The sequence below is a fragment of the Phenylobacterium sp. genome (assembly GCF_016124325.1).
Taxonomy (GTDB): domain Bacteria; phylum Pseudomonadota; class Alphaproteobacteria; order Caulobacterales; family Caulobacteraceae; genus Phenylobacterium.
Map to the genome: position 1 here is coordinate 195,210 of NZ_WGNY01000006.1, position 20,545 is coordinate 215,754.

The 20,545-nt window shown below is 71.3% G+C and carries 19 protein-coding genes; 8 read left to right on the forward strand and 11 right to left on the reverse strand.

The features are described 5' to 3' along the window. Positions 1-22: 22 nt before the first annotated feature. The 4 genes from GC203_RS02890 (at position 23) to GC203_RS02905 (ending at position 6,528) form a co-directional block, all read left to right on the forward strand. Positions 23-3,220 carry a multidrug efflux RND transporter permease subunit gene (locus tag GC203_RS02890; RefSeq protein WP_293451137.1) on the forward strand — a complete coding sequence of 1,066 codons (3,198 nt, stop codon included), beginning with the start codon at positions 23-25 and terminating at the stop codon, positions 3,218-3,220. A gap of 21 nt (positions 3,221-3,241) precedes the next feature. Then, the gene (locus GC203_RS02895; RefSeq protein ID WP_293451139.1) at positions 3,242-4,642 is read left to right on the forward strand and encodes an efflux transporter outer membrane subunit; all 1,401 of its coding nucleotides are present in this window, start codon (positions 3,242-3,244) and stop codon (positions 4,640-4,642) included. A 192-nt stretch (positions 4,643-4,834) separates the two neighbouring features. Further along, the gene (locus GC203_RS02900; RefSeq protein ID WP_293451141.1) at positions 4,835-5,197 is read left to right on the forward strand and encodes a hypothetical protein; all 363 of its coding nucleotides are present in this window, start codon (positions 4,835-4,837) and stop codon (positions 5,195-5,197) included. Positions 5,198-5,202: 5 nt separating this feature from the next. Then, on the forward strand, positions 5,203-6,528 hold the full coding sequence (locus GC203_RS02905; RefSeq protein WP_293451143.1) for a hypothetical protein: 1,326 nt from the start codon (positions 5,203-5,205) through the stop codon (positions 6,526-6,528). On the opposite strand, the gene GC203_RS02910 is transcribed toward GC203_RS02905, so the two are convergent. The 4 genes from GC203_RS02910 to GC203_RS02925 are packed head-to-tail and all read right to left on the reverse strand — an operon-like array spanning position 6,515 to position 9,178. After that, positions 6,515-6,817 carry a lipoyl domain-containing protein gene (locus GC203_RS02910; RefSeq protein WP_293451145.1) on the reverse strand — a complete coding sequence of 101 codons (303 nt, stop codon included), beginning with the start codon at positions 6,815-6,817 and terminating at the stop codon, positions 6,515-6,517. The genes GC203_RS02905 and GC203_RS02910 overlap by 14 nt on opposite strands. Continuing rightward, positions 6,814-7,464 carry a hypothetical protein gene (locus GC203_RS02915; RefSeq protein WP_293451147.1) on the reverse strand — a complete coding sequence of 217 codons (651 nt, stop codon included), beginning with the start codon at positions 7,462-7,464 and terminating at the stop codon, positions 6,814-6,816. Before GC203_RS02915 ends, GC203_RS02910 begins: the two co-directional genes overlap by 4 nt. After that, positions 7,461-8,381 (reverse strand): glycosyltransferase family 2 protein, encoded by a 921-nt coding sequence (locus GC203_RS02920; protein WP_293451149.1) that lies wholly within the window; start codon positions 8,379-8,381, stop codon positions 7,461-7,463. The genes GC203_RS02915 and GC203_RS02920 overlap by 4 nt, the downstream gene beginning before the upstream one ends. Next, positions 8,378-9,178: an SGNH/GDSL hydrolase family protein gene (locus tag GC203_RS02925; protein ID WP_293451151.1), complete on the reverse strand. Its 801-nt coding sequence runs from the start codon at positions 9,176-9,178 to the stop codon at positions 8,378-8,380. The genes GC203_RS02920 and GC203_RS02925 overlap by 4 nt, the downstream gene beginning before the upstream one ends. A 64-nt stretch (positions 9,179-9,242) precedes the next feature. Between GC203_RS02925 and GC203_RS02930 the strand changes: the two genes are divergently transcribed. Further along, positions 9,243-10,007, forward strand: a complete 765-nt coding sequence (locus tag GC203_RS02930; RefSeq protein WP_293451153.1) for a glycosyltransferase family A protein — start codon at positions 9,243-9,245, stop codon at positions 10,005-10,007. On the opposite strand, the gene GC203_RS02935 is transcribed toward GC203_RS02930, so the two are convergent. The 7 genes from GC203_RS02935 to GC203_RS02965 form a co-directional block, all read right to left on the reverse strand. Then, positions 9,997-11,166, reverse strand: a complete 1,170-nt coding sequence (locus GC203_RS02935) for a transglutaminase-like domain-containing protein (protein WP_293451155.1) — start codon at positions 11,164-11,166, stop codon at positions 9,997-9,999. The genes GC203_RS02930 and GC203_RS02935 overlap by 11 nt on opposite strands. A gap of 140 nt (positions 11,167-11,306) precedes the next feature. Next, positions 11,307-11,897, reverse strand: a complete 591-nt coding sequence (locus GC203_RS02940; RefSeq protein WP_293451157.1) for an NADPH-dependent FMN reductase — start codon at positions 11,895-11,897, stop codon at positions 11,307-11,309. Beyond that, positions 11,884-12,657 (reverse strand): SDR family oxidoreductase, encoded by a 774-nt coding sequence (locus GC203_RS02945; protein ID WP_293451159.1) that lies wholly within the window; start codon positions 12,655-12,657, stop codon positions 11,884-11,886. Before GC203_RS02945 ends, GC203_RS02940 begins: the two co-directional genes overlap by 14 nt. A 1-nt stretch (position 12,658) precedes the next feature. After that, on the reverse strand, positions 12,659-13,810 hold the full coding sequence (locus tag GC203_RS02950; protein WP_293451161.1) for a serine hydrolase domain-containing protein: 1,152 nt from the start codon (positions 13,808-13,810) through the stop codon (positions 12,659-12,661). A gap of 4 nt (positions 13,811-13,814) precedes the next feature. After that, positions 13,815-15,953, reverse strand: a complete 2,139-nt coding sequence (locus GC203_RS02955; protein WP_293451163.1) for a TonB-dependent receptor — start codon at positions 15,951-15,953, stop codon at positions 13,815-13,817. A gap of 47 nt (positions 15,954-16,000) precedes the next feature. Beyond that, positions 16,001-16,807, reverse strand: a complete 807-nt coding sequence (locus GC203_RS02960; RefSeq protein ID WP_293451165.1) for an alpha/beta fold hydrolase — start codon at positions 16,805-16,807, stop codon at positions 16,001-16,003. Next, positions 16,804-18,075 (reverse strand): LLM class flavin-dependent oxidoreductase, encoded by a 1,272-nt coding sequence (locus GC203_RS02965; protein WP_293451167.1) that lies wholly within the window; start codon positions 18,073-18,075, stop codon positions 16,804-16,806. Before GC203_RS02965 ends, GC203_RS02960 begins: the two co-directional genes overlap by 4 nt. 316 nt (positions 18,076-18,391) lie before the next feature. Here GC203_RS02965 and GC203_RS02970 point away from each other — a divergent pair, with 316 nt between their 5' ends. The 3 genes from GC203_RS02970 to GC203_RS02980 are packed head-to-tail and all read left to right on the forward strand — an operon-like array spanning position 18,392 to position 20,470. Beyond that, positions 18,392-19,003: a TetR/AcrR family transcriptional regulator gene (locus GC203_RS02970; RefSeq protein ID WP_293451169.1), complete on the forward strand. Its 612-nt coding sequence runs from the start codon at positions 18,392-18,394 to the stop codon at positions 19,001-19,003. A gap of 46 nt (positions 19,004-19,049) precedes the next feature. Next, complete coding sequence (locus GC203_RS02975) at positions 19,050-19,910, forward strand: alpha/beta hydrolase fold domain-containing protein (RefSeq protein ID WP_293451171.1); 861 nt, start codon at positions 19,050-19,052, stop codon at positions 19,908-19,910. Further along, positions 19,907-20,470 (forward strand): carboxymuconolactone decarboxylase family protein, encoded by a 564-nt coding sequence (locus GC203_RS02980; RefSeq protein WP_293451173.1) that lies wholly within the window; start codon positions 19,907-19,909, stop codon positions 20,468-20,470. Before GC203_RS02975 ends, GC203_RS02980 begins: the two co-directional genes overlap by 4 nt. The last annotated feature ends 75 nt before the right edge of the window (positions 20,471-20,545 follow it).

Sequence of the window (20,545 nt, forward strand, 5' to 3'; positions counted from 1 at the left end):
CCCGAACGCTGGGGCGCGTCCCATGACCTTCTCGGACTTCTTCGTCAGCCGCCCGCGCTTCGCGGTGGTGCTGTCGATCATCATCTTCGTGGCCGGGCTCATCGCCCTGCCGGCCCTGCCCATCGCCGAATATCCGGAGGTCGTGCCGCCGACGGTGGTGGTGCGCACGAGCTATCCCGGGGCCGATCCGGCGGTGATCGCCGAGACCGTGGCCGCGCCCCTGGAGCAGTCGATCAACGGCGTCGAGGGCATGCTCTACCAGTCGTCGCAGTCGACGCCCGACGGCGCCATGGCGCTGACGGTGACCTTCGCCCTGGGGGTCGACCCCGACAAGGCCCAGCAGCTCGTGCAGAACCGCGTCAGCCAGGTGCTGGCCAAGCTGCCCGCCGAGGTCCAGCGCGTGGGCGTCACCACGACCAAGTCCTCCCCCGACCTCGTCGAGGTGGTGCACCTGACGTCGGCCGATCCGCGCTACGACCAGCTCTATCTGGCCAGCTACGCCCAGCTCCACGTGAAGGACGAGCTGGCCCGCGGCTACGGCGTCGGCGACGTGCAGATGTTCGGCGAGGGCCCCTACGCCATGCGCGTCTGGCTCGATCCGGAGAAGCTGGCGTCCCGCGGGCTGACCCCCGGCGACGTGGTCGCCGCCCTGCGCGAGCAGAACGTCCAGGTGGCGGCCGGCCAGGTCGGCGCGCCGCCCGCGCCCGGCCAGGCGGGCTTCCAGATCTCGATCAACGCCCAGGGCCGGCTCGAAAGCGCCGAGCAGTTCTCCGACGTGGTGATCCGCGCCGGCGAGAACGGCGAGCTGACCCATCTTCGCGACGTGGCCCGCGTCGAGCTGGGCTCGGACAGCTATGCGCTGCGCGCCCTGCTCGACAACCAGCCCGCCGTGGCGATCCCGATCTTCCAGCGCCCGGGCACCAACGCCCTGAAGACCGCCCAAGAGGTCGAGAAGACCATGAAGGCGCTCAGCAAGGACTTCCCGCAGGGGGTCCAGTACCACATCGTCTACAACACCACGGTCTTCGTGCACGAGAGCATCAACGCCGTCGTGCACACCCTCTTCGAGGCCCTGATCCTCGTCGTGCTGGTGGTCGTGCTGTTCCTGCAGAACTGGCGCGCCTCGATCATCCCGCTGGCGGCGGCGCCCGTGAGCCTGGTGGGGACCTTCGCGGTCATGCTGGGCCTGGGCTTCGGCCTCAACGCCCTGACGCTGTTCGGGCTGGTGCTGGCGATCGGCATCGTCGTCGACGACGCCATCGTGGTGGTGGAGAACGTCGAGCGGAACATCGGGCTCGGCCTCTCGCCGATGGACGCCACCCGCCGCGCCATGAAGGAGGTGACCGGGCCGATCGTCTCGACCGCCCTGGTGCTGTGCGCGGTCTTCGTACCCACCGCCTTCATTACCGGCCTGACCGGCCAGTTCTACCGCCAGTTCGCCCTGACCATCGCCATCTCCACTGTGATCTCGGCGTTCAACTCCCTGACGCTGTCGCCGGCCCTGGCCGCGGTGCTGCTGAAGCCGCACGACGCTCCGAAGGACCGCTTCGAGCGCCTGATCGAAGGGGCGCTGGGCTGGCTCTTCCGGCCCTTCAACCGGGCGTTCGCCTGGATGTCGAACTCGTACGTCGGCGGGGTCTCGCGCATGCTGGGCCGCTCGTCGATCGCGCTGGCCATCTACGGCGTGCTGATCGCCCTGACGGTGGTCTCCTTCGCGCGCACGCCCACCGGCTTCGTGCCCCAGCAGGACAAGCTCTACCTCGTGGCCGTGGCCCAACTGCCGGACGCGGCCACCATCGACCGCACCGAAGGCGTGATCCGCGAGATGAGCGACATCGCCCTGAAGACGCCGGGGATCACCCACGCCGTGGCCTTCCCGGGCCTCTCGGTGAACGGCCTCGTCAACAGCCCCAACGCCGGCGCAGTCTTCCTGACCCTGGACGCCTTCGACAAGCGGACGGGCAAGTCGTTGTCGGCCAACGCCATCGCCGCCGAGCTCAACGGCAAGTACGGCGGGATTCCGGAGGCGACGATCGCGGTCTTCCCGCCGCCGCCCGTCCAGGGCCTGGGCACCATCGGCGGCTTCCGGATGCAGATCGAGGACCACGCCAACCTGGGGCCCAAGGCGCTCTACGACGCCACCCAGCGGATCGTGGCCCGCGCCTCGCAGGATCCGGTGCTCGCCGGCGTCTTCTCGTCCTACCAGGTGGGCGTGCCGAAGATCCACGCGGACATCGACCGCGAGAAGGCCCGCGCCCAGGGCGTGGCGCTGGGCGACCTCTTCCAGACCATGCAGGTCTATCTGGGCTCGCTGTACGTCAACGACTTCAACCGCTTCGGCCGGACCTATCCGGTCTACGCCCAGGCCGACCAGCGCTTCCGGCTGCAACCGGACGACATCCTGCGCCTGCAGACCCGCAACGCCGATGGCCAGATGATCCCGCTGGGCGCGTTCCTCACCCTGAGCCAGACCACCGGGCCGGAGCGGACCGCGCACTACAACGGGGTCCTCACCGCCGAGATCAACGGCGGGCCGTCCGCCGGCCATTCGACCGGCGAGGCCCAGAAGCGCCTGGAGGCCATCGTCCGCTCGGAGCTGCCGAACGGCATGTCCTTCGAATGGACCGAGCTGACCTACCAGCAGATCCTGGCGGGCAATACGGCGGTCTACGTCTTCCCGCTCTGCGTGCTGCTGGCCTTCCTGGTGCTGGTGGCCCAGTACGAAAGCTGGACGCTGCCGCTGGTGGTCATCCTGATCGTGCCCATGGTGCTGCTCTCGGCCCTGGTGGGCGTGCAGCTCACCCACGGCGACAACAACGTCTTCACCCAGATCGGGCTGATCGTGCTGGTGGGGCTGGCGTGCAAGAACGCCATCCTGATCGTGGAGTTCGCCCGCGAGCGGGAGGCGGCCGGCGACAGCCTGGTCCAGGCGATCCTGGCGGCCGCCCGGCTGCGCCTGCGGCCCATCCTGATGACCTCGCTGGCCTTCGTGATGGGCGTCGCCCCGCTGGCGGTCTCCACCGGCGCCGGCTCGGAGATGCGCCGCGCCATCGGCGTGGCCGTGTTCTCCGGGATGCTGGGCGTGACCCTGTTCGGCCTCGTGTTCACGCCGGCCTTCTACTGGACCATCCGTCGGCTGACCGGCCGCAAGGCGGGCGGCGAGGCGCCTTCCCATCAACCGACCTCCGACGGCGAGCCCCTGCGGCTCGCGGCGGAGTGACCTGCCTCGAGGAGGTTCGTCATGAGGAACAACATCCCGCGTCTCCTGCTGGCCGCCGCCTCGGCCGCCACCCTGGCCGCCTGCGCGGTGGGCCCGAAGTACGAGGCGCCGGCGCAAGCGCCGGTGGCGCTGGCCGCCGCGCATCCGAACGTCACCGCCGCCGCGGCGGAAGCCGACTGGTGGAAGGCGTTCGGCGATCCTGAGCTCGACGCCCTGATCGCCCGGGCGCTGGCCGCCAACCTGGACGTGCGCATCGCCGTGGACCGGGTGCGCGAGGCCCGGGCCCTGTTCGAGGACACGCGTCTCGACCGCCTCCCGCGCGTCACGACCTCCGGCGCCTACGCCCGTGGCGAGGCCCAGAAGCCGGGCTTCACGGGCGAGCGGGTCCGGCAGGAACAGGCCGACGTCGGCTTCGACGCGGCCTGGGAGATCGACCTCTTCGGCCGGGTCCGCCACGGGGTGAACGCCGCGCGCGCCGACGCCGACGCCGCCCGGGCCGACCTGCGCGACACCCAGGTCACCATCGCCGCCGAAGTGGCGCGCAACTACCTCGTGCTGCGCGGCGCCCAGGTGCGCCGGACGGTCGCCGAGCAGAACGCCGACACCCAGCGCGACACCCTGCGGCTCACCAAGGTCCGCTTCGACGTCGGGACGGGCGATCCCGTGGACGTGGAGAGCGCCCGGGCGCGGCTGAACGCCACCGAGGCGCAGATCCCGGCCCTGCGGGCGGCCGAGGCCCAGGCCGCCCACCGCCTCGCCGTGCTCCTGGGCGAGCGGCCCGGCGCGCTCGACGCCGAGTTGGCCGCGCCGGCCGCCCCGAGCCAGGCCGAGCCCACCGCCATCCCGATCGGCGACGCGGCGCGGTTCCTGCGCCGCCGGCCCGACGTGCAGGCCGCCGAGCGGCGGCTGGCGGCGGCGACCGAGCGGACGGGCGTGGCCACGGCCGACCTCTTCCCGCGGCTCAGCGTGACCGGCTTCGTGGGCTTCCTGTCGGGCGACCTGGGCGGGCTGTTCAAGAGCGGCAGCCGGGCCTGGTCGGTGAGCCCGGCCCTCACCTGGCCGGGCCTCGACCTGGGCGGCGCCGAGGCGCGGCTGCGGGCGAGCGAGGCCCGCGGCGACGCCGCCCTGGCGGTCTACGAGCAGACCGTGCTGCGCGCGGTCGAGGACCTCCAGAACGCCCTGGTGGCCTATCGCGAACGCCAGGCCCAGGTGGTCAGCCTGTCCCAGCAGGTGGCCGCCTCGCGCCGGGCCGCCGAACTGGCCCACATCCGCTACAAGGAAGGCCGCATCGACTTCCTGCGCGTGCTGGACGCCGAGCGGAACCGCCTGGAGGCCGAGGACGGCCTGGCCGCGGCGCAGACCGCGGCGAACACCGACGTTGTGGCGATCTACAAGGCCCTGGGCGGCGCCGCGCCGGCCTAGCGCGGGGCGGCCCTCCGCCTGTCGCGCTAGGCGCGGCGTCCGAGGCCGCCCCGTCCGAGTCGCGCCTGCCTCTCGCGTCAGCGCGCGGCGGACGATCTCGCATGGCGCCATCCTGACCGCATTTTGCGCGGCGAGCCGCCGGCCGCTTCGTGGAGCCTGTCGCCGTATTCGGACACATGGCAGATTGCCAGCATGTGGCTCGCCGTCTCGACCCCGACCTTCAGTTCGCCACATGCGTCGATCCGGGTGGAGCGCATCTACGTTTCAGAAGGCGAACGGCTCACCAAGGGTCAGCGGCTTCTGGACCTCACCCTGGATCTGAGCGCCGGCGTGGCGCGCGATTGCCCGCCGGTCTCCACCTGCCGGCTCGTCCTGCGCGAGGACGCCTGGGTCCGCCGCCTTCCGGTCGAGGCCGGATCCGTGGTCGCCGCCGCCGACGCGCTCGCCCTGCTCTCGACCGGCCCGGACACGCCGCCGGAGCCGCCGGCTCGCGAGGCGCGGGTCACGGTCGCCACGGTCTTGCAGCACGACGACTGGTGGGCCCCGGCCCCATGACGGCCATGCCGCTCCGGTTGGGGCCGCTGGGCGGCGAAGGCCTGTCGGTTCGGCGCTCGGGGCTCCGCTGGCTCTGTGAGGACGGCCACCTGTGCCGGCCCAACGAGATCGTGGCCTTCTGCAACATCGGCCTTGGCGGCGCGAACCGCGCCTTCGCCGATGAAGTCGCCGACCTGCAGGTGGCGCTCGCGCCGCGCGTGGCGGGCCATGTGCGGCGCGCGCCGGACGTCTCGCCGGGCGGACTTCTCGACCGCATCCCAAGCCTCCCCTGGGCGCCGCAGACCGTGTGGGCGCATCTGGATCCCGTGTCCGGCGCCGAAGGCCCCGAGGAGCCAGACCTGCTGTTCGTGGCCGGACGCCGGTTCACCGGGGTCGCGGAGGATCGGGCCGGGTTCCTGACCGGGTGGCACAACCGCAGGCGCGCCTGGTGGGGCGACGGCGACGAAGGAACGCTGCTGGTCCCCGGGACCTGCCAGCAGGACGGACTGATCCGCGGCGACGACGGATCGTTCGGCGGCCTGTTCGACGTCCTCCGGGGCCCGGCCCAGGTCGTGATGACCCAGGGCGAGCCGCTGGCGCCTTGCGCGGCTATCCTCAACCAGCAGAACGCCTGCACCCGCGAACAGGCGGACGCGATCCGCGAGGACGCCATGCGCAGCCTGCTCGAGACGGGGCCGGCGCCGAGCGTCGCAGGCTGGCTGTTCGTGGGCGCCCTGCTGAAGGGCCTGGAGCCGGCGCCGCTGGACGAACGATACGACCTCCTGACCCGCTCCGGCCTGCGGCGCTCGTCGCCCGCCTCCGCGCTCTGCCTGTCGCTGGTGGGGGAAGGCCAGCAACTGCTGCGCCATCGCCGGCTGGGCTATGTGCTCAACATCTATGCCTACCGCCTGCAGGGCGCCGGCCAGGCCGTGCGCGACTGGCTGCGACGCGACTTCGAATCCTGCTTCCAGACGATCGGCGACATCGCGGGCCAGTACCGCAAGCTGATCGAGGCCGCACCCGGCCGGGCTTTCATCCTCATCAACCGCATATCCAGCCACCTGAACGAGGCGATCCAAAGCTACGAGGGCCTCGACGACGCAACGATGGCCCAGTTGGCCGGCCTGCGCGCCCAGGACCTCAACCTGATGCTGCACGACCTCGCCGCGGCCCCGAACGTGGAACTCGTCGACGCCGACGCGATCGCGGCCGACCTCGGGATCGCCGCGCACCTGCCCGACGCCACCCATGCCACCGGCGAACTGCAGCAGGAGATTCGCGCCGAACTGCTGAGCCGTCTGCAGGCGCAGGGGGTGGCGGGCTTCGCCCCGCGCGACCTCAGCCGATGCTGAACTCGGCCGGCCAGTCGGCGCCGGCGCCGGCGCCGGCGAGCGGCTCGTCCGGGTCGTCGCTCAGCAGCGCCAGCACGCCCCCCAGCGGGCACCACTCGCCCTCGCCGTAGCGGATCTCGCGCAGCACGGCGTCGCGCTCGCCCCGGATCTCGACCAGGGCCTTGTGAGTCTCGACCTCGACGATCAGCGCCCCCGCGGGGAAGCGCGCGCCCGGCTGGCCGTGCCATTCGAGCACTCGCACCGCCGTGTTGTCCTCAAAGGACGTCGGAATGGCCAGGCGGTAAATCATGGTCCGGCGACCCGCGCCGCGGGACGTTCGACAAGGCCCTGGACATCGAGGCGAAGGCGGTGAACGGCGCCTGCGCGCGCCTGGACCGTCGCATCGAGGCTCCCGCCCATGTCGCCCTGAAGAATGGCGTCGGCGATGGCGTGGCCGACGGCCCGGGCTGTCGCGGCCTGGCTGCCGCGAGGGTCCCGCGCGAAGGCCCGGGCGCCGCATAGCGCCAGCAGGCGATCCACGTCGACGATCTCGACCCCGAGGCGATGCGAAAGCCCCACCACCATGCGGTTGAGCCGGCGGATGCGCTCGATCCCGCCCAACACGCCGGCAGAGGCGCCGACGCCGCGAAACAGATTGCAGATCAGGATGCGATCGTGGCCGGCCGCCCGATAGCGGGCGATCCGCGCGGTCCATCGCGCCTCGGCGGCGTCAACCGGTTCGGCGGCGGCCAAGTCGGCGAGCGGCGCGGCGATCAGAACGATCCCGGGCGGAATGTCGGGCTCGTCCAAAGCGATCGGGCGCAACCGGATTGGCCATGCCGCGCCCAGCACGGCCGCCACCGCGGCCGAAAGCTGCTCGCCCGCGGCGATCGCGGCGGCCCGCTCGGCCTCGCCGCCGACGGCCGCGACGATCCGTGGCGGTTCGGCCCCGTTCATGACGCGAAAAACCCGGGCGGCGCCGCGCCCTCGCCGAGCGCGACCCAGAACGCCTTCAGCGCGTCGATCGGCGCCTCGGGGTGGCGGGCCCGAAACGCGGCTTCCCAGGCGCCGTCACGGAGCGGATCGCGCCAGCCGGTGCGGTGGGTCAGGTGATAGCTGCGGGCGCCTTCCGCCGGCGCAAGCCGCGCCCCGGCCGCGCACAGGCGATAGGCGAGCTCGCGGTGCTCGTTGATGTCGATCGCCGGATCGAGGCCGCCGGCCGCCAGGAAGAGATCGCGGGGGGTCGAAAGGTTGCTGCCGCTGGCGGCGGCCCACAGCCGCGGGCTGTCCGCCTGGTCCCTGAGCGCCGCCATCTCGATCTCGTGCAGCCGCCGGGGCGCGGCGCCGGGATAGACCCCCGGCTCGGCTCGGCGCGCGATGGCGGCGAAGTCGTCACGCACCTGCGCGAGGGTGACCCGCGACGCCGACTGCTCCGCTTCGCCCATCCGCGCAGCCCGGGCCGCTTCGTGCGGCCAGAAGACGCCGCTCTCGGGATCGCTGAGGAAGCGCGTGCAGCGCAGGTTCCACGTCTCGCCCCGCCCGACCACATCCCCGGCCGCAGCCTGGACGGCGATGTGGGCGGCGACCATGCCGGGGCCAGCCAGCGTGTCCCCGTCGAGGAAGATCAGCAGATCGCCGCTAGCCGCGTGGGCCCCGGTGTTGGAGGCGGCGGACCGCCCCTGTGGCGCCTCGTGGCGGACGGACACCAGCGGCAGCCGCCCCGCGGCGTCCGCGACGACCTCGGCCGTGGCGTCCTGGGACCCGTCGTCGACCACCACCACCTCGTCGAGGCCCGCCTGGCCCTGCAGCGACGCCAGGGCCAGGCGCAGCCGGGGCGCCTCGTCCTTAGAGCGTATGACGATGCTGGTCTTCACGCGCCGGCTCCGGAATCACCGAAGCAGCCCAGGTCCTCCAGAACCCGCACCACCTCCTCGCAGACCAGCCGACAGCCTTCCTCGTTGAGCGTGACGGCGTCCACCTTCAGCCGCTCTGCGCCCGCGCGCGCCAGCACGGCGTCAACGTCGACGATCGAGACGCCATGTTCCGCCGACAGCTCGGTCAGCGCGAGATTGAAGCGGCGGATCCGCTGGGCCAGCGTCTCGTCGATCCCCTGGTAGCAATGCACCCTCTCCCACGGCACCACCGGGGAGAGGTTGAACACCAGGATCTGCGGATCGCCCGCGCGACGCAGTCGCGAGACGATCCGGGCCAGGTTGTCCATGGACCGCGCGGCGTCCAGCGCCGGTTCGGGGAGAAAAGCCTCGCCGAGCCATCGCCGATCCGCCGCCGGCCAGGCGCGGGCCTCATAGGGATAGAACAGGCGTCCGTCGGCGCGGCCGCGCACGAGGTCGTTCATCACGTCCGGCTGGATCGAGAGCACCACCACGTCCGCCGGCCCGTCGAACAACCGGGTGTGAAACTGACCCTCCACCGCGAACGGGCCCAGCGGGAGCTGGCGGTCCAGCAGCGACGCCGGCGCCTCCGGGCCCGCCGCCAGCACCGCGTCGGACCGGGTCATGGTCTCGTGCGTGACGCGGGCGGTCCAGCCGGGAAAGCGCTGCCGCAGGATCGTGTTGATCCCGTTCCACCGCACCTCGCCGTCCTCATGCAGCGCATGCAGCACGGAGCGCACATCTCCATTGCCCTTGGCGATGATATTCAGGCGCGGCATCGGCGGATGCTTGCCGCCAATCCCCTCGCCGCGCAACGAAGCGTGCGGCGCCCAAGGAGAAACCATGCGGGTCAGCTGCCTGATGGTCACGCTGCCGGAACGACGGGAGATGATGATCCGGGCGGCCAGAGCCTGGATCGGCCAGTCGCATGCCGACCGCGAGCTGATCGTGGTGATCGACCGGGGCCCGCCCGCCGAACGGGCGGCCGCGGTCGCGGCCCTTGCGGCCCTGGGGCGGGCCGACATCCGCGCCGTGGTTCCCGACGGCCCGCTCAGCCTCGGCGCCCTGCGCAACCTCAGCGTCGCCCATGCCACGGGCGAGGCGATCTGCCAGTGGGACGACGACGACCTCCACCATCCGGAGCGCATCGCCCGCCAGCTGGCCGCCATGACCCAGGCCGACGCCGCGGCGACCCTCCTCCAGGACGTGATGCTCTATCGGGCCGAGCCCCGGACGCTGCATTGGCTGAACTGGGCCGCGACGCCGGCCGGCGGCCATCCCGGCACGCTGTTCTGCCGGCGCGACCGGATGCCGGCGTATGTCGAGACCGGGCCGACGGCGCGGCTCGGCGAGGACCTCGATCTTCTCGTCCGACTCCAGGCCAGGGAAGCGGTGTTTCCCCAGGCCGGGGAGCCGCATCTCTACGTCTACGTCACCCACGGCGCGAACAGCACCGCGGCGGAGCACCACGCCCTGCTGGCGGAGCGCCTGGCGATCTCCCAGGGCCTGCTGCGCCGGCGCGAGGCCGGCCTGCGCGAAGGCCTGCGCCCATTTGGCCTCGACGGCGCGAGCGTGGAGGGCTTCAACGGCCCCGCCTTCACGCTCTGACGACGGAGAGCCGCTCGGCGTAGATCAGCGCGCCATCGGGGATCGAGATCAGCCGGGTCTCGGTTCCACCCGCCGTCATGCGGGACAGGCGATGCCATGGCCCGCGCATCGACGGGCCCGGCGGCCCGGTGAAAACCTGCGGGAACTGCTGGGTCGTCAGGCGATAGTCGAGCGCGCCGGCATAGACGCCGCGCCAGTCGCGGTCCCGCCCGCCGGCCGAGAGGTCCCAGGCGAGCAGATCGAACGGGGTCCAGCCCCGGTCCGGGATCCAGGCCTCCATCCAGTAGTGTTCGCTCGGAGCCTCCCAGAGCAGGTAGCCCCCCACCAGGCGCGCCGGAATCCCCCGCGCCCGGCACAACGCGGCGAGCAGGGCCGAGCCCAGCCGGCAGTCGTACCAGCGATGGGCGAGCACCCAGTCGGTGGCGGCTTCCCCCTCCAGGGCATCCGCGTAGACCCTGCCGCAGGCCATGGCGTCGAGCAGGTGGTCCCGGAAGGCCATGACCGCATCGAACGGATCACGCCGGGCGCCGGCGAGCTGGTCGGCCAGGGCGGCGACCGCCGGGGTCACGCGGATCGGGCCCTCGACAGGAGCGAGCCACGCCTCGGATGGAACCGGCCCCGCTTCGAGTCCATACGGCGAAACCGGCCGGGCGACGAAGGCGGCCTGCGCCGACAGCGTCACGGCGTCCTGTCCCGGCCCGGCGACCAGCGCCTCCATCCGGCCCGGCGTCAGCCGCACCTCGAGCCCGCCGGCCCCCACCTTCACCTCCAAATCCGTCAGATGCGGCCCCTCGAGCGGCAGGGGCAGCCGCAGCCGCCGCACCGGCGCCCTGGAAAGATCGAAGGTCCGTTGGATTTCCACCCGAAACCGCTGCGGCGGCAGGTCCGTCATGTCGGGCGGGCCATGGCCGCCGCCGCCGCACAGGGCGCTCACGAGACGTCGGCCCGTGGCGACGTAGCGCGCGCGCCAGAAGGCGGAGTCCCCTCGCAGGCCCGCGGCGATCATCCCGTTGACGACCTCGACGGGATCGAAGGGCTCGCCGGGCATGGCGTCGAGCACTTCGCGCACGGCGGGCATGGCCGAGGCCCGCCGCTCCTCGCGGACTTCATCGAGACATCCGGACAGCAGCAGCAGGTCCTCGACGGCCTCTCGCGGCACGGTGCGGCGCGCGGCGTCCCCTGGAGGGGGACCCAAAAGCCGCCGCCGATCGCCCTCTGACGCCAACACCATCATCCTGACCGCGAGGTCCCCGCCCGCGCAGTCTATGCGCCCCGCATCCGCGGTCCAGCGGGCCGGTGTCAGGCCGCGCGGGCCAACCAGAGCACCTGGCCGACCATGATGGAAAGCTGGCCGTCGAGGGCGTCGTCGACGCAGGCGCCCTCCGGATCGAAGGCCAGGACAGCGCTGTTGGCGGCGACGCCCAGCGGGGTCGGCCATCCGCGAAGGGCGTGGACCACCGCCCGCAACGCCGAGAGCGTGGAGTTGGCCGCCTGCCAGCCGTAGGCGCCGGCGATGCAGCCCACGGCGCGGCCCTCGAAGTAGGGGCGCGGATCGCCGCGCAGGTCTTCCGCATAGTCGAGGGCGTTCTTGACCAGGCCCGAGATCGACCCGTGGTAGCCGGGCGAGGCGATCAGCAGGCCGTCGGCGGCGCGCAGGGCCTCGACCAGGCGCGCCGCGGCCGAGTCGCGGGCCGGGCGCTCGGGCGCATAGTGGGGCAGCGCCAAGTCGTCGCCGGCGAAGAGCTCCACCCGCGCGCCGCCGGCCTCGGCCAGGCGCAGGGCGCGCCGCAGCAGGCGCTCCGTCGAGGACCCGGCGCGGGTGGTCCCGCCCAGCCCGACGATCAGGGGCCGTTGCGCCCCGGGCGGCGCTCGCGCGTCACCGGGGCGCAACGGACATCCCACCGTCGACGGGGAGGACGACGCCGGTCACATAGGCCGAGGCGCAGCTCGCGAGGTAGACCGCCGCCCCGGCGATATCGTCGGGTTCGCCCAGCCGGTTCATGGGGGTCAGGGCCTCGACCGCCGAGCGGTCGGCCTCCAGGGCGAACGCGATCATCCGCGTTTCGAAAGGTCCGGGCGCGATGGCGTTGACCGTGATGTTCTCGTGCGCCAGCCGCGCGGCCAGCACCCGGGTCAGGTGATGCAGGCCGGCCTTGCTGGCCGCATAGCTGAAGTTTTCGAACCGCGACGTCGCCAGGCCGTCCACCGAGCCGACGTTGAGGATCCGGGCCGGATCGGCGGGCGTCGCCGCCGCCCGCAGCAGGGGCAGCAGGGCCTGGACCAGGAAGAACGGCGACTTGAGGTTCAGGTCCATGACCCGGTCCCAGCCCGGCTCGCCGAAGGCGTCCAGCGGCTGTCCCCAGGTGGCGCCGGCGTTGTTGACCAGCACGTCCAGGCGTGGCTCGCGCCCGGCCAGGTCTTCGGCGAGCGCGCGGATCGCGGCGGCGTCCGACACGTCGCTGGCCAGGCCGATCACCTCGCCCCGCGCCGACAGCTCGGCCGCGGCCTCGGCGGCGGCGTCGGGCCGCCGGGAGGTGAGGTAGACCTTCGCCCCGGCGTCGAGCAGGCCGCCCGCGATCATGCGTCCGATCCCGCGCGCGCCGCCGGTCACGAGCGCCGTCTTGCCGGTCAGGTCGAAGAGCCCCGCCATCTCAGCGTCGCGCCAGGCAGTCGTAGAGGGCGCCGACGAGGCGGATGGTGCGCGGGTCGCCGTTGAGGTTGGCGTCCATCTGGTTCATCGCGAAGCCGACCGCGAGCCGCTGTTCCGGGTCGAAGAACCCCGTCGAGCCGCCCCAGCCCGAATGACCGAAGGCCGCGTCGCTGGGCCCGTACCACCGCGCGGCGTTGTTGCCGAAGAAGCCGGCGCCCCAACGCACGGCGACGCCCAGGTTCATGTCGACCCCCGCGAACCGCACCTCGGTGGCCCGGGCGATCGCCTCCGGCGTGAAGTAGCTGCGCCCACGCGAGGCGCCCCCGTTGGCCAGCGGCGCGTAGAAGCGCGCCAGCCCCACGGCGTTGGCCATCCCTCCAGCGGCTGGAATCTCCGCGGCGCGCCAGGCCCGGTCGTTGGGCGCGTCGCCCTCGATCACCGGATTGCCCAGCGTGAGCGCGAGGATCTCGCTCGCCTCGGCGAGGGTCTGCGTCTGCTCGGCCGGCGGCCGGGCGATGACGGCGTAGCGACCATCCTCCGACTGCGGCAGGCCGATGAAGACGTCGGCGCCAAGCGGGCCGGCCAGCTCCTCGCGCAGGAACGCCCCGATGCTGCGCCCGTCGACCCGCCGCACCAGTTCGCCGGCGATGTAGCCCCAGGTGATGGCGTGGTAGCCCGAGGTCGAACCAGGCGGCCACAGGGGCTCGGCCCGGGCGATGCGGTCGACCATCAGATCCCAGTCGAACAGGTCCTCGACGCTCGTCGGCTCGCGCAGGCCCGAGACGCCGGCCTGGTGGGCCAGCGCCTGGGCGACGGTGACCGTCCCCTTCCCCGCCTGGGCGAACTCTGGCCAGTAGCGGGCGACGGGTGCCTCGTAGTCGAGGCGGGCCAGCGAGGCGAGCCGCGCCAGGCAGGCGGCCGCGAGTCCCTTGGTGGTGGAGAAGACGTTGGTCACCGTCTCCGCGCGCCAGGGCCGCGTCCGGGCCGGATCGGCATGGCCCGCCCACAGGTCGACCACCGTCTCGTCGTCACGCACGACAGCGAAGCTGGCGCCGATGTCGGGGACGGGCTCGGCCGGGTTGAAGTTGGCGCGGAACGCCTCGGCGACCGGCTCGAACCCCGGGGCGACCGATCCGTGGACTTCGATCGGCATCGGCTCAGAAGCTCACGCCGAATTCGACCCCGTAGGTCCGCGGATCGCCGGGCCAGCCGATGGTGCCCACGATGTTCGCGCTGCGGGCGATCTCCTGGTAATAGAACGACTTTCCGAGATTCTTGACGAACACCGAGGCCCGCCAGGGGCCGTCGCTCGGCTTCAGGTCGAGCGACGCGTTGGCGAGGCCATAGCCCTTCTGGGAAACCCCCGTGGCGTTGAACGGCGTGAAGTAGATCCGGCTGCGGTAGGCGTAGGAGCCCCGCGCGGTCAGCTCCAGCCCGCCGCCGAGGTCGAAGGTGTAGTCCGTCGAGAGCGACAGCGACGTCTTGGGCGTGCGCACGAGCCGGTTGCCCTTGAGGTCGAGGGGGCCGGCGGCGGCGTTGTCGGGATCGACCGACGTGAACTTGTCGTAGGTCGCGTCCAGCAGGGTCAGGGCCGCCGAAACGTTCCACCGGTCCGTCGGTTGCGCCGCCAGCTCGGCCTCGAAGCCCTTGATCTTGGCGTTGGCGGCGTTCTCGAGGGTGACGATGTTGACGGCGTCGTACTTGTTCACCTGGAGGTCGGTGTAGTCGTAGTAGAAGGCCGTCAGCCCGATGCGCGCGCGCCCGTCGGCCAGCACGCTCTTCAGCCCCGTCTCGTAGGCCCAGACGTACTCGGGCCGGAAGTCCTGCGGGTTCTGGATCGCGGTCGAGTTGAACCCGCCGCTCTTGAAGCCCCGCGTGACCGATCCGTAGATCAGGGTGGTGTCCGTGGCCTGGAACTCCAGCCCGAACTTCGGCGTGAACGCGTCCCAGCTCTTGTCGCCGTCGAAGGCGCCGACCTTTGCGCCGTTGAAGAAGAGGTCCACCGAGGCGTCCTTCTTCTCGTAGCTGTAGCGCAGGCCGACGGTGGCCTTGAGCCGGTCGGTCAGGCTGTAGCCGCCCTGGGCGAAGACCGCGTAGGCGCGGGTCTCGTTCGTGGCCTCGGGCCGCTGGTTCACCCCGGCGAGCGGCAGGAACAGGTTGTAGGAGGCCGAGGCGTCCTCGGAGAAGAAGTAGGCGCCCGCGAGCCACTGCAGCCGTTCGGTCTTGCCGGCGAGCTGGAGCTCCTGGCTGAACGTCTTCGATTTCTGCCGGTCGGGATCGTGGGTGAACCAGTTGGCTTCGGTGCCGTCGAGGTCGAGGACCAGCTTGAAGTCGCTTTCGCGGTAGGCGGTGATCGACGTCACGTCCACGCCGCCCAGGGCCCAGTCGATCTTGGCGCTGACGCCCGACTGGTCGTTGTGGGCCTGGTTGGGGAAGTTCTGGTTGGTCTTGTAGCGGTCGGCCAACACCGTACCGCCGAACGCCAGCGCCGGCGCCGTGGCGCTGATGATCCGGATCGCCGAGGACGGCGCCCCGCGCGATCGCGTCGCGTCGGCGCTGAGCGTCAGCTTGCCGCTATCGCCCAGCCGGGCCGTCAGCATCGCGCGACCCGCCCAGTCCGAGACGTTGTCGATCGAACGCCGGCCGATCGGGTCGTAGACGAAGCCGTCGCGCGACCGGCGAACCACCGAGACACGCCCGGCCACCCCGTCCGACAGGGGACCGCTGATCGTGGCGCGGTAGCGTTGCTGGTCGTAGTTGCCATAGAGGGCGTCGGCGGACCCTTCGAAGACGCTGGACGGCGTCTTCGAGGTGATCGCGACGACGCCGCCGGTGGCGTTGCGCCCGTAGAGCGTGCCCTGCGGCCCTTTGACGACCTCGACCCGCTGGACATCGAACAGGTCCTGCTGGGCGGTGGACAGGCGCGGCAGATAGACCCCGTCCAGGATGAAGGCGACGCTGGGGTCGGCCGAGATCGAGGCGATGTCGGTGCCGATGCCACGCAGGTAGGCCTGGCCCTGGACGATGTTGGACGTCATCACGAAGCCGGGCACGGCCAGGCTGAGATCCATCGAACTGTCGATGTTGGCGGCCTCGATCGCCTCATCGCCGAGGACGGCGATGGCGATCGGGGTCTTTTCGAGCACGGACTCGTAGCGCTGAGCCGTGACGACGACCCCCTCGACCGTGGCTTCATGCTGGTCGGTCGCTTCCGCGGCCGAGGCCCCCGTGGCCGCCAGGGCGGCCGCGCTCGCCAGCAGCGCAAGCCGCCGCGAACGCACGTCGAAGAACGACATGGTGTTTCCCCCGATTGTTTCTTTGTCTTGGCCCGCCGGGCGCGAGGTCAGGCGGCTTGTCTGGTGGTGGCGTCGGCCAGGAATTCGCGCACCGCGGCCGCGGCCGCGACGGGTTGATCCAGGTCTAGCAGGTGGCCCGCGCCGGGCAGCACCGCCTGGCGTACGGGTCCTCGGATCCCCTGGGCCAGCCGGCCCGGATAGACCCGCGGGTCCAGGATACGGTCGCGGTCGCCCCACAGGATGAGCGTGGGCGCCGCGACGCGGTGGAGGCGCTTCTCGAGCCCGAGGTCGCACATCGGCCACAGCAGGCGCGCACCGGCCGCCGCCGCTCTGGAGAGCTCGATCTTCCACTCGACCGGATCGGCCCCCTCGGGCGCGGCCAGCATCGGCTGAAGCACGTCCTGCGCCTCGCACAGTTCCTGGTTCAACTCGCCGGATTTCTTGGCCCAGAGGTGCGGCACCGGAGCGGCATCGTCGTAGAGCCCGAGCGGGGCCAGCAGGACGAGGCGGCCGACGCTTCGCGGCGACAGCGCGGCGACTTCCGCGGCCAGGCAGCCGCCGAGGGATGCGCCGATCAGGTCCTCCCCGGCGAGGCCGGCCGCCTCGATCAGGTCGAGCGTCGCGGCGACCCAGTCGATCAGGTGATCGAGATCCTCGTGCCCCGTGGCGCCGGGGAAGCCCGGCAGCGACGGCGCGATCACCCGGTGATCGCGGGCCAGTTCGTCGAGGAACGGGGTCCAGGCGGGCAGGCCGACGAGACCGGCGAGATAGCCCACTACTGGACCGGAGCCCTTCTCCAGCACCCGGCAGGCATGACCGTTGACGCTGACGGTGCGTTCGCTGGGCGTGCTCATTCGGCGGCCTCCAGGAAGGGTTGCGGATAGGCGCGCTCGGCCGCGGCGAGCGGCTTGGGCCACCAGTGGTTCTCCCACTTGTCCTCGAACAGGCCGCGAAGCTGCGGCGCCACCTTCTCGGCGAACATCTGCGTGTTGTAGTTCGCGACGTCCTTTTTCATGTTCCCGTAGTGAAGCAGGACCATGAGGTTGCCGACGTTGAGCTCGACGGCCATCTCGCGAAGCTGGGCGGCCACCTCGTCGGGGCTGCCGATCACCATGTAGCCCTTCTCCAGGAAGCCCTCCATGGTGTTGGCTGCGGTCGCCAGCACGCCGGCGTAGCGGTCCTGGGCGGCGTTGGCGGCGGCGGCCACCTGGGAGCCCAGGTTGGCGCGGATGCTCGTTTCCGAGAGATATCCTGGCGGCCCCGTGAAGCGCGGGTCCACGTGGAGGCAGCGGTTGTAGAAGTATTCCGCCGGCTCGCGGTAGAGCTTGATGGCCTCTTCCCGGGTCTCGGCCACACCGACGAACTGGAGGAAGCCGGCCCGGAAGGGATTGGGGTCCTTGCCGACCTCCTTAACCTTCTCCCAGTACCCGGCCATCGTCTTCCGGCCCATCTTGTACCCGAAGTACGAGAGGTAGCTGTAGAGGTAGTCGCGGCGGGCGCACCATTCCCACGTCTCGACCGAGCCGCCTCCGGGGATCCACACCGGCGGATGCGGCTCCTGTACGGGACGCTGCCAGACGTTGACGTTGCGCATCTTGTTGAAGCGGCCGTTCCAGTCGAACGGACCGTCGGCCTGCCAGGCCTTCATGATCAGGTCGTGCGCCTCGTAGTAGCGGTCGCGGACCATGTTGGGGTTCTGGCTGTAGGCGTAGCAGGTGTCCATCGGACTCCCGACCGGGAAGCCGGCGATGAGACGGCCGCCGGAGATCAAGTCCAGCAGCGCCATCTCCTCCGCCACGCGGATCGGCGGGTTGTAGAGCGCGAGCGAGTTGCCCAGCACGCAGATCGCCGCATCTTTCGTCCGGCGCGCCATGGTGGCAGCCATGATGTTGGGCGAGGGCATCATGCCATAGGCGTTGGCGTGGTGTTCGTTGACGCAGACGGCGTCGAAGCCGACCTCGGCCGCAAACTCCATCTCATCCAGGAAGTCGTTGTACATCCTGTGGGCTTCGACCGGATCGAACAGACCTCGATCGATGTCGACCCAGACGCTCCGGTACTTCTCCGTAAAGTTCTCTGGAAGGCCCATGTAGGGCATCAGATGGAACCACAGGAATTTCATTCGCTGCTCCCTCCAGTGGGGCGCCGGTTCATCGTCCGGCGGCCTCGCCGCCGGTCGGCTGCTGCTCAGCGCCGGCGATGACTTGAGTATGTCCAAGCCCAAGGATGTGGCAATCACTTTTTGTATTTTTTGCAAATCTTGTTTCGAGCGAAGCGATTTCCGCCTTTTTTTCTGATAGTTATTCTATCTCCACCTCAGGTCGCGCCGGCGGGAACGACCAGGATCGGAGGCGCCCCACGCATCGACGGACGCCGTAAACCGTGCTTTTGACCTGCACCGGATGGAGTCGCCTCGCGCCAGCGCGGCGGCGGCCGAGATGAGGACGACCTTGAACCAGCGCACGCCCAACCGAGCCGGCGAGGACCGCCGCGAGCGGATCGTCGCGGCGCTCGACGCCTGCATCCGCAAGACGGGCTTCGCCGGCTCCTCGCTGACCGACATCGCCGCCGAGGCGGGGATCACCCCCAGCCACGTGCGCTACTACTTCGAAAGCAAGGAAGACATCCTCGAGTACTACCTCTCGTCGCTCAGCGCCGAGATTCTGGCCGAGATCGGCGCGATCCCGCGGGACGACCCGGAGCGCTGGCTCGAGGACTTCTCCCGCTATTTCTCGTCCAACCCGAAGGTGAGCAGCACGGGCATCGGCGTGCTCATGGAGATCTTCGGCGTCTCGGTTCACCACCCCAAGCTCGCCGCCATCAAGCGAGGCCACGACGTCCAGATCCGCAACGTGTTTCGCGAGTTCTTCGTCTGGGCGGGGGTGGCCGAGGGGCTGACCGTCGAGGATGCGGCCTACACCGGATGGGCCCTGGACTCCGGCATGAAGTTCAACGCGGCCTTCCAGGCCGACTTCTCCCTGGAGCGCGCCGGCCAGATCTTCCGCCGCGAGATGCGCCGCCTCGCCGGATGGCCGCCGAAGCCCGAGTAGCCGAGCCAAAGTTTGCATTTTTTGCAAATTCTGGGATGGTCGCCGCATGGTCAGCCCAGAGTACGCCGCCGCGCTCGCCGCCCTCGTCAGCGGGATCCAACGCCCCGCCGAGCTTGCGCGCCTGTTTCCGAGGCCCGCGCCTGACGTCGCCTGGACAGCCGTCGACGCCGGGGGCGCGCCCGCGGAATGGGTCACAGCGGGCGACATGGGCGAGGACGGCGGCGCCTTCCTCTATCTGCACGGCGGCGGCTACACCGAGGGCTCGCCGGCCTCGCATCGCGAACTCGTCTCGCGCCTCGTGCGGCACGCCGGCGCACCGGCGCTGAGCGTCGACTACCGGCTTGCGCCGCAGCACCCCTACCCCGCGGCGTTGGACGATGCGATCGGCGCCTGGACCTGGCTCTCGGGCCGGCTCGGACCCGATCGCGTGGCCATCGTCGGCGACTCGGCCGGCGGGGGGCTCGCGCTGGCGCTGGCCATGTGGCTGCGCGACCACGGCCGGCCGGGCCCCGCGATGGTGGCGGCGCTCTGCCCGTGGACCGACCTCTCGCTCGCCGACGCCGAGGGCGCGCAAGACCCCCTGATCGACGTGAGCGCTTTGCGCGAACGGGGCCGAAGCTATCTGGGCGACGCCGACCCGCGCACGCCCTATGCCTCTCCGCTTCATGGGCGCATGGAAGGCCTGCCGCCGCTGTTCCTGCACGCGGGCGATTGCGACGTGCTGAAGGACGACGCCGCGCGGTTCGCCGCCAGGGCCGCCGCCGCCGGGGCGGCCGTGGAGTTCGAGGCCTGGCCGGGCATGACCCACGTCTGGCACGCCCTGGGCGATGTGGTGCCGGAAGCCCGCGACGCCACCCGCCGCGCCGGGGCGGCGATCGGGGCGGCCCTTCGGCGGGCGGCGGCATGAAGGGGCCGCGAATTCCGCCCGTCCTCGACGACGAGATGAGCCAGGTCCAGCGCGACACGCTCAAGCCGTTCGTGCAGCCCGACGGGCGATTGGACAATGTCTTCCGCACGATGGGCCGATATCCCGATGCGCTGCGGCGCTGGACGCCCTTCATCGGCCACGTCCTGCGGCGCTCCTCCCTGAGCCTGCGCGAAACCGAACTTCTGATCCTGCGCGTCGCCGCCGCGCGGGAGGCAGGCTATGCCTGGACCCAGCACGTTCGGATCGCGCGCGGCGCGGGGTTCTCCGACGACGAGATCCTGGCCGTTCGGGAAGGCCCCTCGGCGGCGCGTTGGGACGAGGTGGAGCGGGCCCTGCTGCAGGCCGCCGACGACCTGCTCGCCACGGCGCAGATCTCGGACGCTGCCTGGGCCGCGCTGGCCGGACGCTACGCCGTTCCGCAGCTGATCGACGTGATTCTGACCGTCGGGCAGTACAATCTCGTCGCCATGGTGCTGAAGACCTGCGGCGTCGAGACGGACGAGGCCTTCGCGGACGACCCGCCGCTTCAGGACACCTGACCCCGCACCCCGCCGCGGCTCGACGATTGGCGCTTCCACACCTCTTGACCAGAACGCGAATATCGGTTCGCATAA

Coding starts and splice junctions, on each gene's coding strand:
- GC203_RS02890 (WP_293451137.1), top strand. CDS start 23: ATGACCTTCTCGGACTTCTTCGTCAGCCGCCCGCGCTTCGCGGTGGTG.
- GC203_RS02895 (WP_293451139.1), top strand. CDS start 3,242: ATGAGGAACAACATCCCGCGTCTCCTGCTGGCCGCCGCCTCGGCCGCC.
- GC203_RS02900 (WP_293451141.1), top strand. CDS start 4,835: ATGTGGCTCGCCGTCTCGACCCCGACCTTCAGTTCGCCACATGCGTCG.
- GC203_RS02905 (WP_293451143.1), top strand. CDS start 5,203: ATGCCGCTCCGGTTGGGGCCGCTGGGCGGCGAAGGCCTGTCGGTTCGG.
- GC203_RS02910 (WP_293451145.1), bottom strand. CDS start 6,817: ATGATTTACCGCCTGGCCATTCCGACGTCCTTTGAGGACAACACGGCG.
- GC203_RS02915 (WP_293451147.1), bottom strand. CDS start 7,464: ATGAACGGGGCCGAACCGCCACGGATCGTCGCGGCCGTCGGCGGCGAG.
- GC203_RS02925 (WP_293451151.1), bottom strand. CDS start 9,178: ATGCCGCGCCTGAATATCATCGCCAAGGGCAATGGAGATGTGCGCTCC.
- GC203_RS02930 (WP_293451153.1), top strand. CDS start 9,243: ATGCGGGTCAGCTGCCTGATGGTCACGCTGCCGGAACGACGGGAGATG.
- GC203_RS02945 (WP_293451159.1), bottom strand. CDS start 12,657: ATGGCGGGGCTCTTCGACCTGACCGGCAAGACGGCGCTCGTGACCGGC.
- GC203_RS02950 (WP_293451161.1), bottom strand. CDS start 13,810: ATGCCGATCGAAGTCCACGGATCGGTCGCCCCGGGGTTCGAGCCGGTC.
- GC203_RS02955 (WP_293451163.1), bottom strand. CDS start 15,953: ATGTCGTTCTTCGACGTGCGTTCGCGGCGGCTTGCGCTGCTGGCGAGC.
- GC203_RS02960 (WP_293451165.1), bottom strand. CDS start 16,807: ATGAGCACGCCCAGCGAACGCACCGTCAGCGTCAACGGTCATGCCTGC.
- GC203_RS02965 (WP_293451167.1), bottom strand. CDS start 18,075: ATGAAATTCCTGTGGTTCCATCTGATGCCCTACATGGGCCTTCCAGAG.
- GC203_RS02970 (WP_293451169.1), top strand. CDS start 18,392: ATGAGGACGACCTTGAACCAGCGCACGCCCAACCGAGCCGGCGAGGAC.
- GC203_RS02975 (WP_293451171.1), top strand. CDS start 19,050: ATGGTCAGCCCAGAGTACGCCGCCGCGCTCGCCGCCCTCGTCAGCGGG.
- GC203_RS02980 (WP_293451173.1), top strand. CDS start 19,907: ATGAAGGGGCCGCGAATTCCGCCCGTCCTCGACGACGAGATGAGCCAG.